This is a genomic window from Helicobacter sp. MIT 03-1614, assembly GCF_000762925.2.
In the GTDB taxonomy this organism is placed as follows: domain Bacteria; phylum Campylobacterota; class Campylobacteria; order Campylobacterales; family Helicobacteraceae; genus Helicobacter_C; species Helicobacter_C hepaticus.
On the sequence record NZ_JRMS02000008.1, the window covers coordinates 20,115 to 37,061 of the forward strand.

Genomic DNA, 16,947 nt, shown 5'->3' on the forward strand with positions numbered 1-16,947 from the left:
TCTCTTTTATTTGTATTAAAATCTGCCATTGTATCCCCTTATAAAATCTCTTTAATGTCCGCTTTTTTAATAAAAGCGTGGTGTCTGTCTGCTGGATTTTCTATCTTGTAAAGCCCAGCTAGATGAGGTTTTGCATATTCATATTCTTTTAAGCCTATTTCAGAATCAAGAGGTAAAAGAATCACCTGCACATTGTTTGCATAATAATTTTGTATAATGTTTTTTCTATTCTCACTATCAATTCGCCCTAAAGGCGTGTCAATGATAATGGGTAGATTAGAGTTTGATAATTTGCTTAAAGCCCAAAAAATTGCAATCGCTAGAATCTGCTTTTGTCCGCTGCTTTGGTTTTCTACAATGATTTGCTCATCATTTTCGTCTTTTAGCTCTATCTCAAAATCCTCATCAATCTTAAGTTCTCGCACATTATCATTTGATAATAAGCTCTGATAATTTTTCAAAATAAGCAAGTGAAGCTCTCCTCTTAATTTATGGGTAAGCTTTTCTTTATATTTTTCTATACTTTTTTGCAAAGATTCTAAAATTTTTAGTTTGTTATCAATGCGCTCTGTATTAATATTTTGTTCTAAAAAATAAATCTCTCTATCAATCTGCTCCTTTTTGGATTCCAAATTTCTTAGCTCATCTTTTAGGCTTTCTTTTTCTTTCTCTTTTTGTTGTTTTTCACTCTGTAAGGTTTGCCTTTCTTTTTCTAGCAACTCTTGCCTTCCTCTTATGTCCTCATCACTAATAAGCTCATCTTGTAAGGTTTTATTTTTATAAAGCTTATTTTTGATATGTTTAATTGCGTCAATATCTTTTGCCAAATCAATATGTTCAATTCTTGCAAGATTCTCTTTTAAGGGTGAAAGCATAGCAGAAGTAATAAAGGAATGTGAGAAGCTTTTTTGCTCTAACTTTTGTGGCAAATTTTCTAAAATTTCATCAAACACATCAAAATATTCAGGCATTTCCAAGTGCTTTAACTCCTCTTTGGTTAGTTCTTTTAATTCTGGCAAAAGCTTCTTATAACTTTCTATATCTTGTTTGGATTTGCTCGTTTCCAATCGTGCAATTTCCTCATTTAAATCTTTAATCAGCTTTTCATTAGCAGCAAAAATAACACCTTTAACGCTTTCTTTGAAATTTTCTTTATGATTAATAAGCTCACTATCAAGCATATCCTTTTCACTTACTAGTTCAGCTTTTTCTCTGCTGAAATCACTGCCAAGCTTATCAATTTGTCTTATTTTTTGCGAAAGCAAATCAGACTTTTCCTCTATCTCTTTTTCACAATCTTTAATTTTATCTTTTAAATGTGAGATACCTATTTCCTTACTTTCTTTGTCCTTTCTCTTTTGTGCAAGCAAAGAGGCATTGTCTTTGTTTTTATTTTCATTATCTCTTAATTCAGTTTTATATTTTTGAATTTGGTTTATTGCTATATCAAGTGGTTTGATTTGCAAAATATCCTCTATTTTTTCTCTAAATCCCTTGCGTAGATTTTCACTTATTTTTTCTAATTCCTCGCCATCAAAAAAGAAAAATTCAATCAGATTTGGAGGCATTATCTTGTTGATTCTCTCTTGAGCTTCCTCGCTCGTAAAGCTTTCATTATCAAGACTAAAGCTTAAATGTTCCTCAATGCTTTCATAAATATTTTCAAAACTACGCTTAATATGGAATCTCTTACCCTCAAAAGTGCCTTCAAAAATGATATAAAATTCTTCTTGTAAAGACTGCAATGCAGGTTTATTCAGAATGCCAAGCCATTTCTCCCCTATTCCCCTAATAAATTGTGAGGAGCTTAAGCCTTTTGGAGCAAATCTTGAAATAACAGGAGAGATTTCATTATTCATTACTCCAGCCCCTAAAAACAAAAGCTTTGCACAGCGGATAAAGCTCGTCTTACCAAAGCCATTATTGCCATAAATGCAATAAAGGTTTTTTTCCTCACACTTTTTAAATTCCACCTCTACTTTTCCATAGTAGGCAAAAAGATTGCAAATTGTGATTTTTGATATAAACATTTATGCCTCCTGCTTTTGTTTGCTCGTTTTATCCTCTACAAGCTTTTTTATCTCTTCTTTTATCTTGCTTGAAGCATTATTTTTGCCCCTTAAACCTGTGGTATTATAAATGTCTATGCAAGTGCTAATGAGATTCTCTAGCTCTTTAGAATCCACCCTGTCCGCTACTTCTGCCAAAAGCTCCTTATGTAAAACTCTGCTTTGTTTTAATTTTTCATCTTTCATTCGTCCTACCTCCTGTGCTAGTTGTATTGCTTTGTTTTCAAAATCAAATTCTTTGCTCCACTGCTCTTGTATCGCATCAATCTGCGAATCTGTGATTAGCTCACTGCCACCATTTCGCATAAATTCTTGCTCTGTTTGTAAAAGCCTTTTTAGAATCTCCACACGAATATGGCTTAAAAAGGGTCCAAGTCCTCCAACCTTATACACTGCTCTGCCATCGCGTTTGTAATCTGCCCTTGCATTGCAATCCTCCCTTAAATCTTTAATGTAATTTCTAAATTCATTGAGGGGTTTTAGATTCTCTTGCCCCGATTCTATAAAACCCTGCATTGATTTATCCTCATTTACCACCGTGCATACCCAGCAACCAAATCTTGAGCCACCACAACTGCTTTGACTTAAATCTGTGATAAACTGACACTCCTCACCACTTGCTTTGGCATAGAGTGAAAATAATTCGCTATGGTCTTTATCCCACAAAGGCTTATGTGTGCTAAGATAAGCCCATACTTCATCGGTGCTCCACTCTACAATGGGCGAAAAAGTAAGTGTATCAGGGAAGTCGTGATGTTGGGAATAACCCTCTTCATTTAAGATGCGTTTTTCTATGGATTTTTTGCGATTGCTTGATTCTGCCTTTCTTGAACCTAGTATCAAAAGAGCCGAGCCATATTTTTGTGTGATTTTGGCAATTTCTGCTTTAGCCGGAGTGATTTTAAGTCTATCAGTGCACCACCTAAAAGTTCTTGTCGGGCTAGGGTAGCCTTTGCCAATGAGATTGACCCAAAAATCATCTTTCAAGCTTGGGCTAACTTGCAAGATTTCAAAGGGGATATTGTTTTTCTTTGCGTGGGAATTGATAGAATGGATTACTTCTTTTAAAAATCTATCAATATGTGGGGCTTCTACAAGAGTATTTGAAGCAATGGCATAAGTCTGCCTCCTTTGATGTGGCTGCAAAGAGACGAGCATTTCATAGACAAGCTGCAGCGCACAAGTAGAATCCTTACCACCGCTAAAGGCAACGACCCAAGTGCGCTTTGAGGAGAGAAATTTAGTTTTTAGCTCCTCTAGGGTAGATTGAATGAGTGAAAATTTATTTTTAGGACTTTGTGGGCTTGAGATAGGCTCAAAGCCATTTTCAAAGGCTTCCATTATCCCACAATCTAAATAGTAAATTGTATTTAAGGGATAAAGTGAGATAAAATTTGGATTTTGAATGATATTTTGGGCTAGGGTTTTAGATTTTTTAGAGCTAAAGCAGGCGATGAGGAGAGGCTTTGTAAGAGTGTGTTTTGCCTTATTAAATTGTCCGCTTAAGAAGCTCATAATTTCTTCCTCATCTTTTGCGTGGAATGAACCTTGCAAATGAGCGCTCAAAAAGGCTTGAGTTGTGCGAATATCAAAGAGATTAAAATAAGATAATCCCCTTTCTTGCAACGAAGAAAGTGATAAACTTTTCACGATGATATTTCTCATTTTTTTATCCCTTCAAAAAGTGTATTATAGCATTAATTACCTAAATTGCGCGTTACTTGATAGCCTTTAGGGATCCCCTCTCAAGCCCTAATAGCCACTCTTTGCGTTTCAAACCTCCCGCATAACCTGTGAGGCTTTTATCACTCCCAATCACTCGGTGGCAAGGGATAAGTAGCGCGATAGGATTTGCTCCTACTGCACCGCCCACAGCTTGAGCGGACATTTTGGCTATGCCTCTTTGGCAAGCAAGAGTTTGCGCAATCTCCTTGTAAGTTATCGTGCGTCCATAGGGGATTGTGCGTAAGATTGTCCATACAGATTCTCTAAAGGGTGTGCTTTGCGTGTGAAGTGGAGCTAGAGGCGGAGTGAAATGTGGAATCTCTCCGCTGAAGTAAATCTCTAGCCATTGTTGCGTTTGGGCTAAAATCGGCGTTTGCTCCCGCACACAATCTTTTGGCAATGTAAAATACTTTTGCCCCTCAAACCACAAGCCAAGTAGTGCGCTTTCATCACTTGCAAGTGCGATTGTGCCAAGCGGTGAGTGGAATTGCTGCGTATAAATCATTAAAACTCCACATATAATCAAAGGTAATGATGAAACGATTTTGCTCCTAAGCTCCGTTATCCCCGTCTTCTATAATTTCTACTTTTTGTCCATTTTGTTGATATGTCTTCTTAAAATCTGATTCATCAGAGCAGTCATTATACCTTATTTCCAAAGTGTTTTGATTTGGACGCTTTATATCCATAAAACAAGTTTGACCATACTTGTTTTTTATTTCTACTCTTTTTGTAGTTTGGATATTTGGTAAATCTTGCAACAAAGCTTTTTGATAAAGTTGTGTTTGTGGTTCATTAGCCCTTTCTCTTCTTTGTGCGCTTTCTATCCAAAACCTTAAATCATTTCTAAACGCAGTGAGAATATCTGTGTCGTTTATCCAACACTTTGAAGCTTCGCAAGAATAATCATCACCACATATTTTCTCTCTATATCCTACTTCACATTGTATATCAAGCCTCTGTGCAGCATCTATCAAGCCGAAGCTAACAAAACATAATATCATTAATCTCTTCATTGCGCCTCTCCTTAAACTTAAGAAAATTTTACCAAAATATATTTAAATAGCTTGTGTTTTAAGGCTAGGATTGCACTTTGTATAAAATTAGGGAATCCACTCTACAATAGCATTTTGCGGACTAGATTTGCACTATTGCTAGTAAAATGCAGCATTTATAGACTTTTTTTTGCTATAATGCGAGGTTACTTTTGACTCGGAGATTAAGAGATGATGCCATTAGAAGAGATAAAAAGTCTTAGCCATAAAGATAAAGATGATTTGCAAAATGAGCTATGGGAGATTATCAAAGCAAATGATTTGAGCAAATTGAAACAATTTTTACAATATTATGACGCGCAGCGGTTTTTTTATGACCCAAATTTTGATGATGAGGAAGAACCGATATTCAACGCTGCTATCACACTTAGAAATGCTTGTTTGGTGTGTGATAGGACAAAAGATTTTCAAATCTTAGAGTTTTTGCTCCAATATGGGCTAAAGGCAAATGATAATGACGGCTGGGGCAATGCTCTGCAATATTATGTTGATGTGGGTGGGCAAGATTCACAAATCATCTCCTTTTTACTTGAGAGAGAAGCGGAGTTTGAAGACTATGGCAGGGACGGCTGGAATTTCTTACATCGTTGTGCTGCCAATCAAGAGATAGAAAAGATTCAAATTGCTTGCAAATATGGCGCAAACATTGATACAAGGACACAGGTTCAAATAGGTAAGCATAAAATTTCCCAAACGCCCTTAATGATTCTACTTCTCTCTAGCTCCTCCCCTAAAATACAGGCAATAAAAGCCCTCATTGCGCTTGGTGCAGATGTAAATGCGGTAGATAACCAAAAAAGCGTTTTAGATATGGCATTAAACCAAAAAGAGAAAGAGAGCTTAAAACAAGCGGGAGCAAAAAGTTATAAAGAACTTTGTGCTTTGTAAATCTGAAGCTTAAAAATATCTATTAGCATATTTATTGCAATATTCAACCATTGAGAGTAAAGCGAGAACAGAATAAATGACAGCCCAAGCACATTTAGATAGAATCCAAACAATTAATCAAGGGAGTTTTTACACGCCGGATTCTATCACGCGCCTTGTGTATCAAATGCTTTTAAATGCTAAAATTGATATAAAAGATTATGTTTTGCTTGATAGCTCTTGTGGTTATGGGAGTTTTTTAAATTTAGAGGGTTTTAAGCAAAATATTGGCGTAGATATTGATAAACAAGCCTTGCAAAAGGCTCAAAAAATTTTTAAAGATTATGCCATTGCACCTTTATTCCTTCATACAAACTCCTTGCAAAATGTCTCAAGAGAAAAGTTTAATATTTTAGAATCTTCTAAACTCATCATCGTAGGCAATCCGCCCTATAACGATAAAACCTCTATCGTGCAAAATCGCCTAAAAAGTACAGATTCTAACCCTGTGGATTCTCATCTTAAAGCACGAATATAGGTATTAGCTTTTTACGTTCATTTGATATATTAAAAGCTGATTATATCTGTGTGCTTCACCCGCTTTCTTATTTGATTAAGGAATCAAACTTTAAATCCTTAAAAAGTTTTATCAAGCATTATCGCTTGATAGATTCTACAATCATTAGCTCACAAATCTTTTGCCCTAAATCTTTGGGATTTTTTCCTATTGTTATTACCTTGTATGAAAGAGACAATCAAGGAATGGATTTTGATTTATAGCAAAATATATTGATAAATATCCAAATAAAAATCGTGTGGATTCAAGGCACAAAGTGGGGATGTTTTATACTCTGCGTGATATTAATGCCCTCCGCCGTTCTAAAACATTTATAGGCAAAAATACTGCAAATGCGGTGTATGTTACACAAGATAAATATAGCCTTTATTGTTATGTTGATGTGTTTAAGCAAATCATCAAGCATATTCCTTATTATCTAGGAAATTGTGATGTTTTGATAGATTTTAAAAAATTTCAAGCCTTAGAATCTGCATTTATCAAAGCAAGTGAAAATAATATTCTAAGTGAGGATATAATGCAATATTTTAAAGATTTGCTAGGGGAGCATTATGAGGATTGGGAAACTAGAAAAATGGCAAAATTTGTCCAAATTAAAATTAATAATGTTAGAATAATGAACGAAATTCAACTAAGAAGTGAGAATGCCACAAACGCAAATTAAAGCTTTTTTTGTAAAAATTGTAAAAGCATATTGCATTAAGGAGCATAAATGACCATAAGTACCCACAATATGCTCAATAATGTAGATAATACTATATTTCATTATAAAGACATTGCATTATTTCAAGATTCTATCTTAAATAAAAAACTCTTACAAAAAGAAACTCTTGATTTAATCATTACTTCTCCTCCCTATAATGTAGGGATAGAATACAATTCCAATGCAGATTCTAATGACTATAAAGAATATTTAGAATTTTGTAAGATTTGGTTAAAAAACTGCTATTTTTGGGCAAAAAATGGAGCAAGATTCTGTCTTAATATCCCTTTGGATAAAAATAAGGGCGGACAACAAAGTGTGGGAGCGGATTTAACACAAATTGCCAAAAAAGTGGGTTGGAAATATCACAGCACGATAATATGGAATGAGGGCAACATTTCAAGGCGCACTGCGTGGGGGAGTTGGCTCTCTGCTTCTGCTCCTTATGTGATTGCCCCTGTGGAGCTAATCCTTGTGCTATATAAGGGCGAGTGGAAAAAACGATACAAAGGACAAAGTGATATACAAAGGCAGGAATTTATGGATTGGACTAATGGGCTATGGACTTTCAATGGAGAATCTAAAAAGCGCATTGGACACCCTGCACCCTTCCCTAGAGAGTTACCACGCCGCTGTATCAAGCTCTTTTCCTTTGTGGGCGATGTTGTATGCGACCCTTTTAGTGGGAGTGGCACAACGATGATAGAATCTTATCTTAATCAACGTCAGTTTGTAGGCATTGAACTAGATTCCACTTATTGCGAACTCTCAAAAAATCGTTTTTTGGAAACAATTAAAAAAGAGGAAGGATTGTTTGAATGAATTTCCAAGCACACTTTAGATATTTAATCAGTCTCAAAACAGATGTTAAAGACATAAGATGAATCCTATTGATAATTTTACACAAACAAAAGAATGTGTTTATAAAGAGCATACTTATTCTGTGAGGGATAATGGTGCAGTGTTTCGCCACGCAAAAGGTAAGATATATAAAAACGATAATTGCTGGAGTTTTGGCACACCAAACCATAAAAATGGCTATCTTTATCTTGGCTCGGCGAGAGTGCATAGAATTGTGGCTATGGCTTTTCTGGGAAAACCACCAACAAAAGAACATATTATAGACCATATTGATACCAATCGCCAAAATAATCGCCCAGAAAATCTTCGCTATCTTACACGACTAGAAAACGCTTTGCTTAATCCGCTCACGCGTCAAAAGATTATTTATCATTGTGGGAGCATTGAGGCATTTTTAAAAAATCCTAAGATTCTAAGAGAGAAAGTTTCGGCAAATGAATCTCAAAATTTCCAATGGATGCGACAGGTTAGCGTAGAAGAGGCACAAAATTGTCTTAAAAATTTAGAGTATTTATTTTTGCAAAGAGAACAAATAAAAAAGGAATCTTTTTATCAAAATAATGGTATAGGCGAGTGGATTTATAAGCCACTTTATTTTACAGATAAAAAGCCTACCGAATCTATACAAGATGATTTTTATGATACGCAAGCCATTTTTCCAGCAAATGCGAAGCAAAGAAATTGGAGAACACCGAGTGAGTTTCCGCTTTGTCCAAAAACCAAAGAGCAGAATCCGCTTGAAGCCTATGCGAAAAATATGCAACAGGACAAAGTATTTTCAAGTAATCAATATGGCACATCTGTGATTATAAAATATGTGCTTTTACAAGACAATGCAACACAGAAAAAACTACCACAAAATGGGCAAAATGCTAAAGATTTGCACATACAAGATTTTAGAATAAATGAAAATGCTCTGCTTGTGCTTTGTAGATTTGAACCACCAAATATAAAAAGATATTCTTTAGCAAAAGTTACATATGAAAATGATTGTTTTATTCATACAGCTTTAGAGACATACTTTGACGAAAATGCCGGATATAAATATTTTACTCTTGCTCAAGGGCTAGAATGGAAAGGTGGTGAAGTCTTTGATGATTATTGTTAGAGAATTAGCAGGAAAACAAATGATGCGCGCTTGTAGCAGAAAATCGCTTTTAGAGATGATTAAAAAAGAGGTAGATAGAAAAGATAGGAGTTTGTTTGAATGAGCGGAAAACAGGGTAGCCAACTTGATTTAATAATGGAATTTTTTAAAGCAAATCCAAAAAGGGATATTCCTCACCCAGAAGTTGTAGATTGGGTTGTAAAAGAGTGGCAAAAACGCACGGGTAAAGTTTTTAGAGACCCAGATAGAGGGATTAGGAGTTTGCACCAAAGGGGCTATTTGCAAAAAATTGCAAAAGGAGTCTATCGTTATGACCCTGATTTTGTTGCTTTACGAGAGGATTTGGAGGATTTTGCCCCTGCACTTAAAAAGCAAATTTTAGAGCGAGATAATTATCAATGCGTTATCTGCGGAATAGGCAAAAAAGAGGGCGCGGAATTACATATTGACCATATTAAGCCAAAAGATTTGGGCGGTAAAGCCACATTAGAGAATGGACAAACGCTTTGTAGTAAGCATAACTTCTTAAAGAAAAATCTAAAACAAACCGAGACAGGCAAAAAGATGTTTTTAAGGATGTTGGAAACTGCCAAAAATGCCAATGAGAAAGAATTAATAGATTTCTTAGAAGATGTGCTAGAGGTTTATGAGAAACATAATATTAATGGGCATATTGTTTGGAAGAAGTGATAGATTTTATGATGGTTCCACTTGAGTCAAAGTTACAAATACTAAAGAATGTGGGATTTTGTCATTAGATGCTAGACATAAGACATTTGTGCTTGAGTGTTTTAAGATTTTTGGTATCTTAAGCAAGAATCATCATTACGATGTGTTGCAGATTCTTCATTTGATAAAAAAGACATTTTTTAAATAGGTTTTTGTGCAAAAGATAGATAATATCTCAAGGATTCTAAATATTAAGTAGGGATAATCCTTACCTGCACAATCTACCAAAACTAAGGAATCCACTCTACAATAGCATTTTGCGGGCGAGATTTGTGCCATTGCATAAACTCTGTAAAGTCCGTAATGCCTTCTTGTAGCACGGCTTGATAGTATTCTATCCCTGCGATTTTAAGGTTATCTGGCGTTTCAAACTTAAGCTTTAGAATCTGCTCTTTTTGTGCTTCGCTCATTATTTGTAAAATACGCTCCGCCACTCTCTCAAAATACCCCGCATACTTGCTGCCTTGCACAATGTGAATCATATCTATTTGCCAAAGTTGCTCGTCTTGATAGAATGCGTGCCACTCCAAACACTTATCCTCTTCCTCCAAAAGATTGCGATACTCTATGTGGATAATTTTAGGATTGTTTGCGAGTTTTGCCATTGCGTCAAAGCTTCGGGTAACTTCAAGTGTGGGCGTGTAGATATGGAAATCAATATCAAGATGTTTGCAAAGTAAGCCCATTTTGAGTGAGCCAATGAGGTTAATCTCCGCACCTATGCTTTGCCAACACTCCAAAACTTTGGTTTGCTCTATCACTTCAAAGGCTTTTTGTTGATTTTCTTTGGCAAGTTCTAAAAAATCCAAATCTCACTCCTATTATGCAATGAAATCACGCAAGATTCTATAATGCTTTTTTACACATTTTAGCAGATTAGGTAAATCACATTATAATATATTTTGCAATTTCCCCTTGACAAATACCAGGTATCAGGCTTTATAATTTCAAAGTTGGTTTTATTTTACCTCTAAGGAGTAACGATGCAAGAGCACAAAGAGCTATTAGAGCGCAGAGCATTCTTAAAAACCTCTGCAAAGTTTGGCGCAGTAGCAAGTCTAGCAAGTTTAAGTGGATTTGCCTTAAGTGCGTGTGATTCTAAAGAGGATAAAACAGATTCCGCACAGAATCTACAAAGCACAGAAAAAGCGGGAAAATCCCAAATACAAAATCATTTACAAGGAGACACAATGGAATTTATCACTTTAAACAATGGCGTAAAAATGCCAATTTTGGGCTATGGAGTGTATCAAATTGACCCCAAAGAAACGCAAAGATGCGTAGAGGACGCAATCAGCGTGGGATATAGAAGCATTGATACCGCACAGGCGTATTTCAACGAAGCGGAAGTAGGTGCAGCGATAAAGACAGCCCTACAAGGTGGGCTAAAGCGCGAGGAACTTTTCATCACGACAAAGCTTTGGATTGACAATTACCCTGAAGAAAAGGCACTCAAAGCGTGTGAGGAATCTTTACGCAAATTAGGTTTAGAATATGTGGATTTAATGCTACTTCATCAGCCTTATAATGACACTTATGGAGCGTGGAGAGCATTAAGCAGATTCTATAAAGAGGGGAGATTTAAAGCCATTGGTGTGAGTAACTTTTATCCTGATAGGATTATGGATTTTTACCTTAATAACGAGATTAAGCCGATGATTAATCAAATTGAGCTGCACCCTTTCTACCAAAAACAAGCCGAACAAAAAGTAAATACAGAGCTTGACATAGTTACACAATCGTGGGCGAGTTTCGCAGAGGGCAAGAATGGACTTTTTACCAATGAGATTCTTAGAAACATCGGGGAAAAATATAATAAAAGTGCCGCACAAGTGGTGTTGCGTTGGCTTATCCAAAGGCAAATCGTGGTGATTCCAAAAACAACGCGCAAAGAGCGAATGATTGAGAATTTTAATGTGTTTGACTTTAGTTTAAGTGATGAGGATATGCAAAGGATTGCCACACTTGATACGGGTAAAACGCTTTTTTTAGACCATCGCGACCCACAGAGCGCGAAATTCCTCTTTGATTATACCAAGATGCATAAAGCATAAATTTTAGGAGAACAAAATGACACACACAACATTCACACAAACTTTCACACGCATTTTTATAATGCTAATATTTTTTATAGGAGGTGGAGCAATGGCTCAAGAGAAATGGGATAAGGTGTTTGCAAAAAGCAATGAAGTCAAAGTCCAAAAGGTAAAATTCACCAATCGTTATGGAATCACACTCGCAGGGGATTTGTATCTACCTAAGAATCTAGGCAAGGCACAAAGGCTGCCAGCAATCGCAATCAGTGGTCCTTTTGGCGCAGTCAAAGAGCAAGCGAGTGGATTCTATGCGCAAACTTTAGCGCAAAAGGGCTTTATCACTCTTGCCTTTGACCCTTCCTATACAGGAGAGAGCGGAGGCAAACCTAGAAATGTCGCCTCACCCGATATTAATACAGAGGATTTTAGTGCAGCGGTGGATTTTCTAAGCAATTATGCAAATGTGGATTCTAACAAAATCGGCATTTTGGGCATTTGCGGATTTGGCGGATTTGCACTTAATGCTGCCGCAATGGATACGCGCATTAAGGCAGTCGTGGCTTCTACAATGTATGATATGAGCCGCGTCAATGCCAATGGCTATAATGATTCAATGGACGCAAAGGCGCGCTATAAGCTTAAAGAAAGTCTCAATGCACAGCGCACAAAGGATTTCAAAAGCGGCACTTACGCCAAAGCCGATGGATTGCCCCAAAAGCTTAGAGGCGATGAGCCACAATTTATCAAAGATTATTTTGATTATTACAAAACGCCTCGTGGATTCCACGCACGCTCAATTAACTCCAATGGGTATTGGAATCTCACTTCGTCTTTAGGCTTTATCAATGCGCCTATTTTGGCATATAGCGATGAGATACAAAGTGCGGTTTTAATCATTCACGGGGATAAGGCACATAGCAAATACTTTAGTCAAGATGCCTACAAAAAGCTTAAGGGTAAAAATAAAGAATTATTGCTTATCAAAGACGCCAATCACACGGATTTGTATGACAATGCGCAAAAGATTCCCTTTGATAAAATCGCTACATTTTTTAATGCGAACTTGAAGTAGGACGCAAAGGAACAATATGCGCAAATATACATTTCTTTGTTTATTGTTTGCGCTGCTAACGCAATGCGCTTTAGGCAAAGACTTAAGGGGGGAATTGGAGGGGCAAATGCAAATACAAATGCAATTTAGCGGGAAAAGCTTTGTTTTGACTTTAGAAAATAATGCGGCTGCAAGGGATTTCTACGCACTCTTGCCTTTACGCCTAAGCTTTAGTGATTATGTAGGCAAGGAAAAGATTGCTAAGCTTGATAAAAGCCTAAGCACTCAAGAGAGCGGAGAATATGACCCACAAAGCGGCGATTTTTTCTATTTCGCCCCTTGGGGTAATGTCGGAATCTTTTATGCCAAGCAGCCCCCATACAAGGGCTTGGTTAAGCTAGGCGCACCAAAGGCAGAAAAAGAATCTTTTATCACGCACCTCAAAGCCCAAAAGCAAGATTTTATCCTCACGATAGAAAAATATCCTAGCAGGGAGTAAAGATAGCTTAGTGGCTTTTTTAGGCTTAAGAATAGAATTTTGTGAGAGCTAAAATTACAAAAGGGAAAAAATGAAAAAGAATATCGTTGTTGTAGGCGCAGGGAAAGGCTTAGGCAATGCTGTTGCAAAACATTTTGGCAAGAGTGGTTTTAGGGTCATTCTCATTGCAAGGAATGTTGGGAATCTAAACGCATATAAAGAAGAGTTTGAAAAAGAGGGCATTGAGACTTTTATCTATTCTGCAGATTGTGAAAAACCGCAAATTTTGGAATCCGCTTTTAAAGAGATTCAAGACGCCTTTGGTGTTGTAGATGTCCTTGTGTATAATGCGAGAGTGCGTAAGGACGGGTTTGCAACGGCATTTAGCAATGATGACTTCATCAAGCATTATCAAACCGATGTCGCAAGTGCCTTATGTTGTGTTAAGCTTGTAATACAAAAACAAGCGCAGCAAAGAAGCGGCGCGATTTTATTATCCGGCGGTATTTTTGGGGATAATCCTAGCAAAGAGCACGCGGGAATCTCAATAGGTAAAGCCGCACTCAAGGCACTTGGCAAGACATTGCACGATGAATTAAAGGAAAAAGGCATTTTTGTGGGGCTTATCACCATAGCGGGACACATTCAGCCAAACACACAACACGCCCCTGAATTGATTGCAGAGAAATATTGGGAAGCTTACCAAAAGCAAGATAAATACGAAGTCGTGTATTAAACTGCAAATTTTAAGGGGGGATAATACAGGAAATAAACAGCAGAAAAATATCCTAGCAGAGAGTAAAAATAAATTGCGCGATTTTAAAGCCGCGCAAGTGGCACGAAAATATCCCAAATATTGTATAATGCATTAAAATTTAGTTCAAGGTTTTTTATGTTCTCTCTTGCAAACCGCCGCTATACAGGAGCAAAAACAAAGCTTTTAGATTCTATTGATACAAGTATTTTAAAGGCTTTTGATTATAGGGATAAGCACAATCTTAGCTTTTTTGATGTGTTTAGTGGCACAGGCGTGGTGAGTGAATATTTTGTTAAAAACCGCTGTGTAATCAATGACTTTTTGTGTGTTCAAATTTATCAAGAGTTTGTAAAGGCTAGAATAGTAGAATTTCAATAAAATTCAGGGGAAAATATGACAATTACGCAAAGTTTTTTTGCTACACCAACCATAGAATATATTAAGAAGCTAGGGTTAGATAAATCAGACTCTAATTTTGCTATTCTTTTGGATATGTTTATGCAAGAAAATTTAAGTGTTGATATAAGGAGAGAGATAGTATCTTCTATTGGCAGACAAAAAGATAATGATAAAATCTATAAGTTTTTATCTAAAGAAGCCTTTAATAATCATTATATGGAAGTAATTTATCAAATGTTTCGCACTTGCCTTTATAAAGCAAAACAAGATGTAAAATTTGCTATTTTAAGAGATAAAATGTTAGCACATTATCAAAATGAGGTAATGCAGAAAATGTTTGAATATTACGAATTTAGACAAAATAAAAAGCAAGTTAAAACTAGGCAGAGACAGATTCTAAAACCCTCTTTGCTTATAGGCGATAATAGTATCTCGCTCAACAAAATACAAGAACAGCAAATCCAGCTCGTTTTTACTTCTCCTCCATATTATAACGCAAGGCTTTATAACGATTATAAAAGTTATCAAAACTACCTAGATTCTATGAATAATACCCTAAAACAATGTTATAGAATCTTAGAAAATGGCAGATTTATCCTTATTAATGTTTCGCCTGTAATTACTAAAAGAGCGGGGAGAGAATTTGAATCTATTCGCTATCCAATTCATTTTGATTTTCATAAAATCTTATGCGAAAGTGGATTCTATTTTGTAGATGAGATTATTTGGATAAAGCCAGAATATTCTGTGCCAAATCGTATAGCAGGATATTTGCAGACAAAAAAACCTTTAAGTTATAAACCAAACTGCATTACTGAAAGCATTATGGTTTATCGTAAAAATTCCCCCTTTTTGCTTGATAAAAATATTAAAGCTTATGATAAAAATTTAAAAAATAATGAAGAGGTGGATTCTACAAATTGTTGGTATATCGCACCAAAATCTGATAGAAATCACCCTGCAGTTTTCCCAGAAGAGCTTTGCGCAAAAGTTTTAAAATATTATTCTTTTGAAGGTGATGTTGTATGCGACCCTTTTGCGGGAAGTGGGACTTTTGGTAAGGTGGCAAAAGAAATGGGTAGAATCCCACTTTTGTGTGAGCAGAATTTAGAATATGCACAAAAATTAAAACAAAGAGGATTTGATGAGATTTGATAGCATAATCATCAGTAAAACCATAGAAAAACTTTTGAAAGGGGAGGATTATAGAGAGGAAATTGTTAATGCTATCAATTTAGAATTTTTAGATTTTGCTTTAGAGTTTTTTAAACAAATTTTAGAAGCAAAGATGAGTGATACAAGTATCAATTTAGAATGGTATAAGCAATATTTCATCAATAATGCAAATATTGAACCAAGTGAAGCAGCAATATTTGCGGGTATGAATAAAAAAACTATCAGCAATATTTATGGTAGTGCTACTAAGGAAATTGTATTAAATGTAGCAAACGCTAATATTGATTATTTAGAAGATTTATTAAGCTCATTAGGTGATAGCAGTGAAAATATAGGTATTAATCTTAAAATTTCTTACAAAGGGATTTCAGTAGAATTAAATTTAAATGAAAGTTTGTTGGTTATTAATGCTTTAGCCACCAAGAAAATTGCTTTGCGTGGTGGAGCTTGGAGTAGCATAGGTAAGAGAGTAGAAAAACCTTTAGTGTTGGCTTTGTGTGAAAAATGCAGAGTTAGAAAGGATTGTATCAATAGTGAAATTTTTAAGAAAAATGGCGAACTTGATTTTGATAGGGAAGTGGATTTTAAACTTTATAATTTTAACAAGAGCAAAGAATACAGAGTTGAAGTAAAATTGATGGGTAAAGGCAATCCAGAATCTGCAGATGCTGTAATTGCAAGAGATACTAATATATTCATAGCAGATACTCTAAGTTTGCAGAATAAAAATCAATTGAAGTCTTTGGGAATTGAATATTTAGAGCTTAAGAATAATAAAAACTGCTTAAATGATTTTAGAAAAATTTTATATAAGCTAGAGATACCTTATTGCTCTAGATAATTTATTTTTATTGTGGGCTGAAATGGAAAATGTTTCAAGGCATTTGGGGAATCTTTTACTTAGTTTAGATTCTAACCTGCAAACGCAAAGTTATGGAATCTTTGTCGCGCCTTATTTGGATAAAAATGTGTTAAATGATTTTAGAAGTCGCCTCAACTGCTATTTTGAAAACGAAACCACACACATTAAAGGAATGAAAATCTTGCCCTTAAGCACGCAAGATTTAGTTAAGATTTTAGAATCCAATGCAAACTACAACGAGCTTTTGCCCAAATTCCAACAGCTCCTTGATAATGGCGAAACTTGGGGTAGCAAATGGTATCAAACCCATATCCAAGCTTTGATAAAAAAACACGAAATCAATATGAATTTATTTGTCAAGAGTTTTGTAAGGGCTGGAATGGTAGAATTTGGCATTATCAAAAAATGAGGCACGATGACGATACAAATAAATCTTTCAAAGTTTCAAAATACAGAATCTAAGCCTTTTATCAAATGGGCTGGAGGTAAAAGAG

Annotated in this window: 17 protein-coding genes and 2 pseudogenes; 14 read left to right on the plus strand and 5 right to left on the minus strand. The window is 35.7% G+C overall.

Annotation, left to right across the window (positions count from 1 at the left end; genetic code table 11):
* Positions 1–38: 38 nt before the first annotated feature.
* Genes LS66_RS06755 through LS66_RS06770 form a run of 4 tightly spaced genes read right to left on the minus strand, consistent with a single transcriptional unit; the run spans position 39 to position 4,810 of the window.
* Entirely contained in the window at positions 39–2,030 is a 1,992-nt protein-coding gene (locus LS66_RS06755) for an AAA family ATPase (protein WP_034342497.1), read from the minus strand.
* On the minus strand, positions 2,031–3,734 hold the full coding sequence (gene dndC, locus LS66_RS06760) for a DNA phosphorothioation system sulfurtransferase DndC (RefSeq protein WP_231944796.1): 1,704 nt from the start codon (positions 3,732–3,734) through the stop codon (positions 2,031–2,033).
* A 52-nt stretch (positions 3,735–3,786) separates the two neighbouring features.
* A complete protein-coding gene (locus tag LS66_RS06765; RefSeq protein WP_034342501.1) occupies positions 3,787–4,299 on the minus strand; it encodes a methylated-DNA--[protein]-cysteine S-methyltransferase in 513 nt (170 codons plus the stop codon).
* Positions 4,300–4,345: 46 nt separating this feature from the next.
* Entirely contained in the window at positions 4,346–4,810 is a 465-nt protein-coding gene (locus LS66_RS06770) for a hypothetical protein (protein WP_034342503.1), read from the minus strand.
* 210 nt (positions 4,811–5,020) lie between these two features.
* On the opposite strand from LS66_RS06770, the gene LS66_RS06775 reads away from it, so the two are divergent.
* The 6 genes and pseudogenes from LS66_RS06775 to LS66_RS06800 form a co-directional block, all read left to right on the plus strand.
* Entirely contained in the window at positions 5,021–5,737 is a 717-nt protein-coding gene (locus tag LS66_RS06775; protein WP_138091959.1) for an ankyrin repeat domain-containing protein, read from the plus strand.
* Between the two features lie 76 nt (positions 5,738–5,813).
* Positions 5,814–6,843: pseudogene (locus LS66_RS06780) on the plus strand (N-6 DNA methylase); the annotation flags it as partial.
* Between the two features lie 162 nt (positions 6,844–7,005).
* Positions 7,006–7,818, plus strand: coding sequence for a site-specific DNA-methyltransferase (locus tag LS66_RS06785; RefSeq protein WP_081947907.1), 813 nt, complete (start codon positions 7,006–7,008; stop codon positions 7,816–7,818).
* Positions 7,819–7,876: 58 nt separating this feature from the next.
* Positions 7,877–8,965: an HNH endonuclease signature motif containing protein gene (locus LS66_RS06790; protein ID WP_034364697.1), complete on the plus strand. Its 1,089-nt coding sequence runs from the start codon at positions 7,877–7,879 to the stop codon at positions 8,963–8,965.
* Positions 8,966–9,064: 99 nt separating this feature from the next.
* The gene (locus LS66_RS06795; RefSeq protein ID WP_034364694.1) at positions 9,065–9,655 is read left to right on the plus strand and encodes an HNH endonuclease; all 591 of its coding nucleotides are present in this window, start codon (positions 9,065–9,067) and stop codon (positions 9,653–9,655) included.
* A gap of 40 nt (positions 9,656–9,695) precedes the next feature.
* Positions 9,696–9,842: pseudogene (locus tag LS66_RS06800) on the plus strand (R.Pab1 family restriction endonuclease); the annotation flags it as partial.
* An 82-nt stretch (positions 9,843–9,924) separates the two neighbouring features.
* Here LS66_RS06800 and LS66_RS06805 read toward each other — a convergent pair.
* On the minus strand, positions 9,925–10,503 hold the full coding sequence (locus tag LS66_RS06805; RefSeq protein ID WP_034364692.1) for a hypothetical protein: 579 nt from the start codon (positions 10,501–10,503) through the stop codon (positions 9,925–9,927).
* A gap of 381 nt (positions 10,504–10,884) precedes the next feature.
* Here LS66_RS06805 and LS66_RS06810 point away from each other — a divergent pair, with 381 nt between their 5' ends.
* From LS66_RS06810 to LS66_RS06845, 8 genes are all read left to right on the plus strand, one after another.
* Complete coding sequence (locus tag LS66_RS06810; protein ID WP_034364750.1) at positions 10,885–11,748, plus strand: aldo/keto reductase; 864 nt, start codon at positions 10,885–10,887, stop codon at positions 11,746–11,748.
* A gap of 61 nt (positions 11,749–11,809) precedes the next feature.
* A complete protein-coding gene (locus tag LS66_RS06815) occupies positions 11,810–12,802 on the plus strand; it encodes an alpha/beta hydrolase (protein ID WP_052057245.1) in 993 nt (330 codons plus the stop codon).
* Positions 12,803–12,818: 16 nt separating this feature from the next.
* Positions 12,819–13,280: a cyclophilin-like fold protein gene (locus LS66_RS06820; RefSeq protein ID WP_161594735.1), complete on the plus strand. Its 462-nt coding sequence runs from the start codon at positions 12,819–12,821 to the stop codon at positions 13,278–13,280.
* A gap of 70 nt (positions 13,281–13,350) precedes the next feature.
* Positions 13,351–13,995 (plus strand): SDR family oxidoreductase, encoded by a 645-nt coding sequence (locus tag LS66_RS06825; RefSeq protein WP_034364685.1) that lies wholly within the window; start codon positions 13,351–13,353, stop codon positions 13,993–13,995.
* Positions 13,996–14,151: 156 nt separating this feature from the next.
* Entirely contained in the window at positions 14,152–14,394 is a 243-nt protein-coding gene (locus LS66_RS06830; protein WP_034364682.1) for a DNA adenine methylase, read from the plus strand.
* A gap of 15 nt (positions 14,395–14,409) precedes the next feature.
* Positions 14,410–15,570 carry a site-specific DNA-methyltransferase gene (locus LS66_RS06835; RefSeq protein ID WP_034364678.1) on the plus strand — a complete coding sequence of 387 codons (1,161 nt, stop codon included), beginning with the start codon at positions 14,410–14,412 and terminating at the stop codon, positions 15,568–15,570.
* A complete protein-coding gene (locus LS66_RS06840) occupies positions 15,560–16,432 on the plus strand; it encodes a CfrBI family restriction endonuclease (RefSeq protein ID WP_034364674.1) in 873 nt (290 codons plus the stop codon). The genes LS66_RS06835 and LS66_RS06840 overlap by 11 nt, the downstream gene beginning before the upstream one ends.
* Before the next feature lie 22 nt (positions 16,433–16,454).
* Positions 16,455–16,862, plus strand: coding sequence for an AlwI family type II restriction endonuclease (locus LS66_RS06845; protein WP_034364671.1), 408 nt, complete (start codon positions 16,455–16,457; stop codon positions 16,860–16,862).
* Positions 16,863–16,947 lie beyond the last annotated feature (85 nt).

Coding starts and splice junctions, on each gene's coding strand:
- LS66_RS06825 (WP_034364685.1), top strand. CDS start 13,351: ATGAAAAAGAATATCGTTGTTGTAGGCGCAGGGAAAGGCTTAGGCAAT.
- LS66_RS06795 (WP_034364694.1), top strand. CDS start 9,065: ATGAGCGGAAAACAGGGTAGCCAACTTGATTTAATAATGGAATTTTTT.
- LS66_RS06770 (WP_034342503.1), bottom strand. CDS start 4,810: ATGAAGAGATTAATGATATTATGTTTTGTTAGCTTCGGCTTGATAGAT.
- LS66_RS06790 (WP_034364697.1), top strand. CDS start 7,877: ATGAATCCTATTGATAATTTTACACAAACAAAAGAATGTGTTTATAAA.
- LS66_RS06830 (WP_034364682.1), top strand. CDS start 14,152: ATGTTCTCTCTTGCAAACCGCCGCTATACAGGAGCAAAAACAAAGCTT.
- LS66_RS06820 (WP_161594735.1), top strand. CDS start 12,819: ATGCGCAAATATACATTTCTTTGTTTATTGTTTGCGCTGCTAACGCAA.
- LS66_RS06785 (WP_081947907.1), top strand. CDS start 7,006: ATGACCATAAGTACCCACAATATGCTCAATAATGTAGATAATACTATA.
- LS66_RS06775 (WP_138091959.1), top strand. CDS start 5,021: ATGATGCCATTAGAAGAGATAAAAAGTCTTAGCCATAAAGATAAAGAT.
- dndC (WP_231944796.1), bottom strand. CDS start 3,734: ATGAGAAATATCATCGTGAAAAGTTTATCACTTTCTTCGTTGCAAGAA.
- LS66_RS06810 (WP_034364750.1), top strand. CDS start 10,885: ATGGAATTTATCACTTTAAACAATGGCGTAAAAATGCCAATTTTGGGC.
- LS66_RS06765 (WP_034342501.1), bottom strand. CDS start 4,299: ATGATTTATACGCAGCAATTCCACTCACCGCTTGGCACAATCGCACTT.
- LS66_RS06845 (WP_034364671.1), top strand. CDS start 16,455: ATGGAAAATGTTTCAAGGCATTTGGGGAATCTTTTACTTAGTTTAGAT.
- LS66_RS06755 (WP_034342497.1), bottom strand. CDS start 2,030: ATGTTTATATCAAAAATCACAATTTGCAATCTTTTTGCCTACTATGGA.
- LS66_RS06840 (WP_034364674.1), top strand. CDS start 15,560: ATGAGATTTGATAGCATAATCATCAGTAAAACCATAGAAAAACTTTTG.
- LS66_RS06815 (WP_052057245.1), top strand. CDS start 11,810: ATGCTAATATTTTTTATAGGAGGTGGAGCAATGGCTCAAGAGAAATGG.
- LS66_RS06835 (WP_034364678.1), top strand. CDS start 14,410: ATGACAATTACGCAAAGTTTTTTTGCTACACCAACCATAGAATATATT.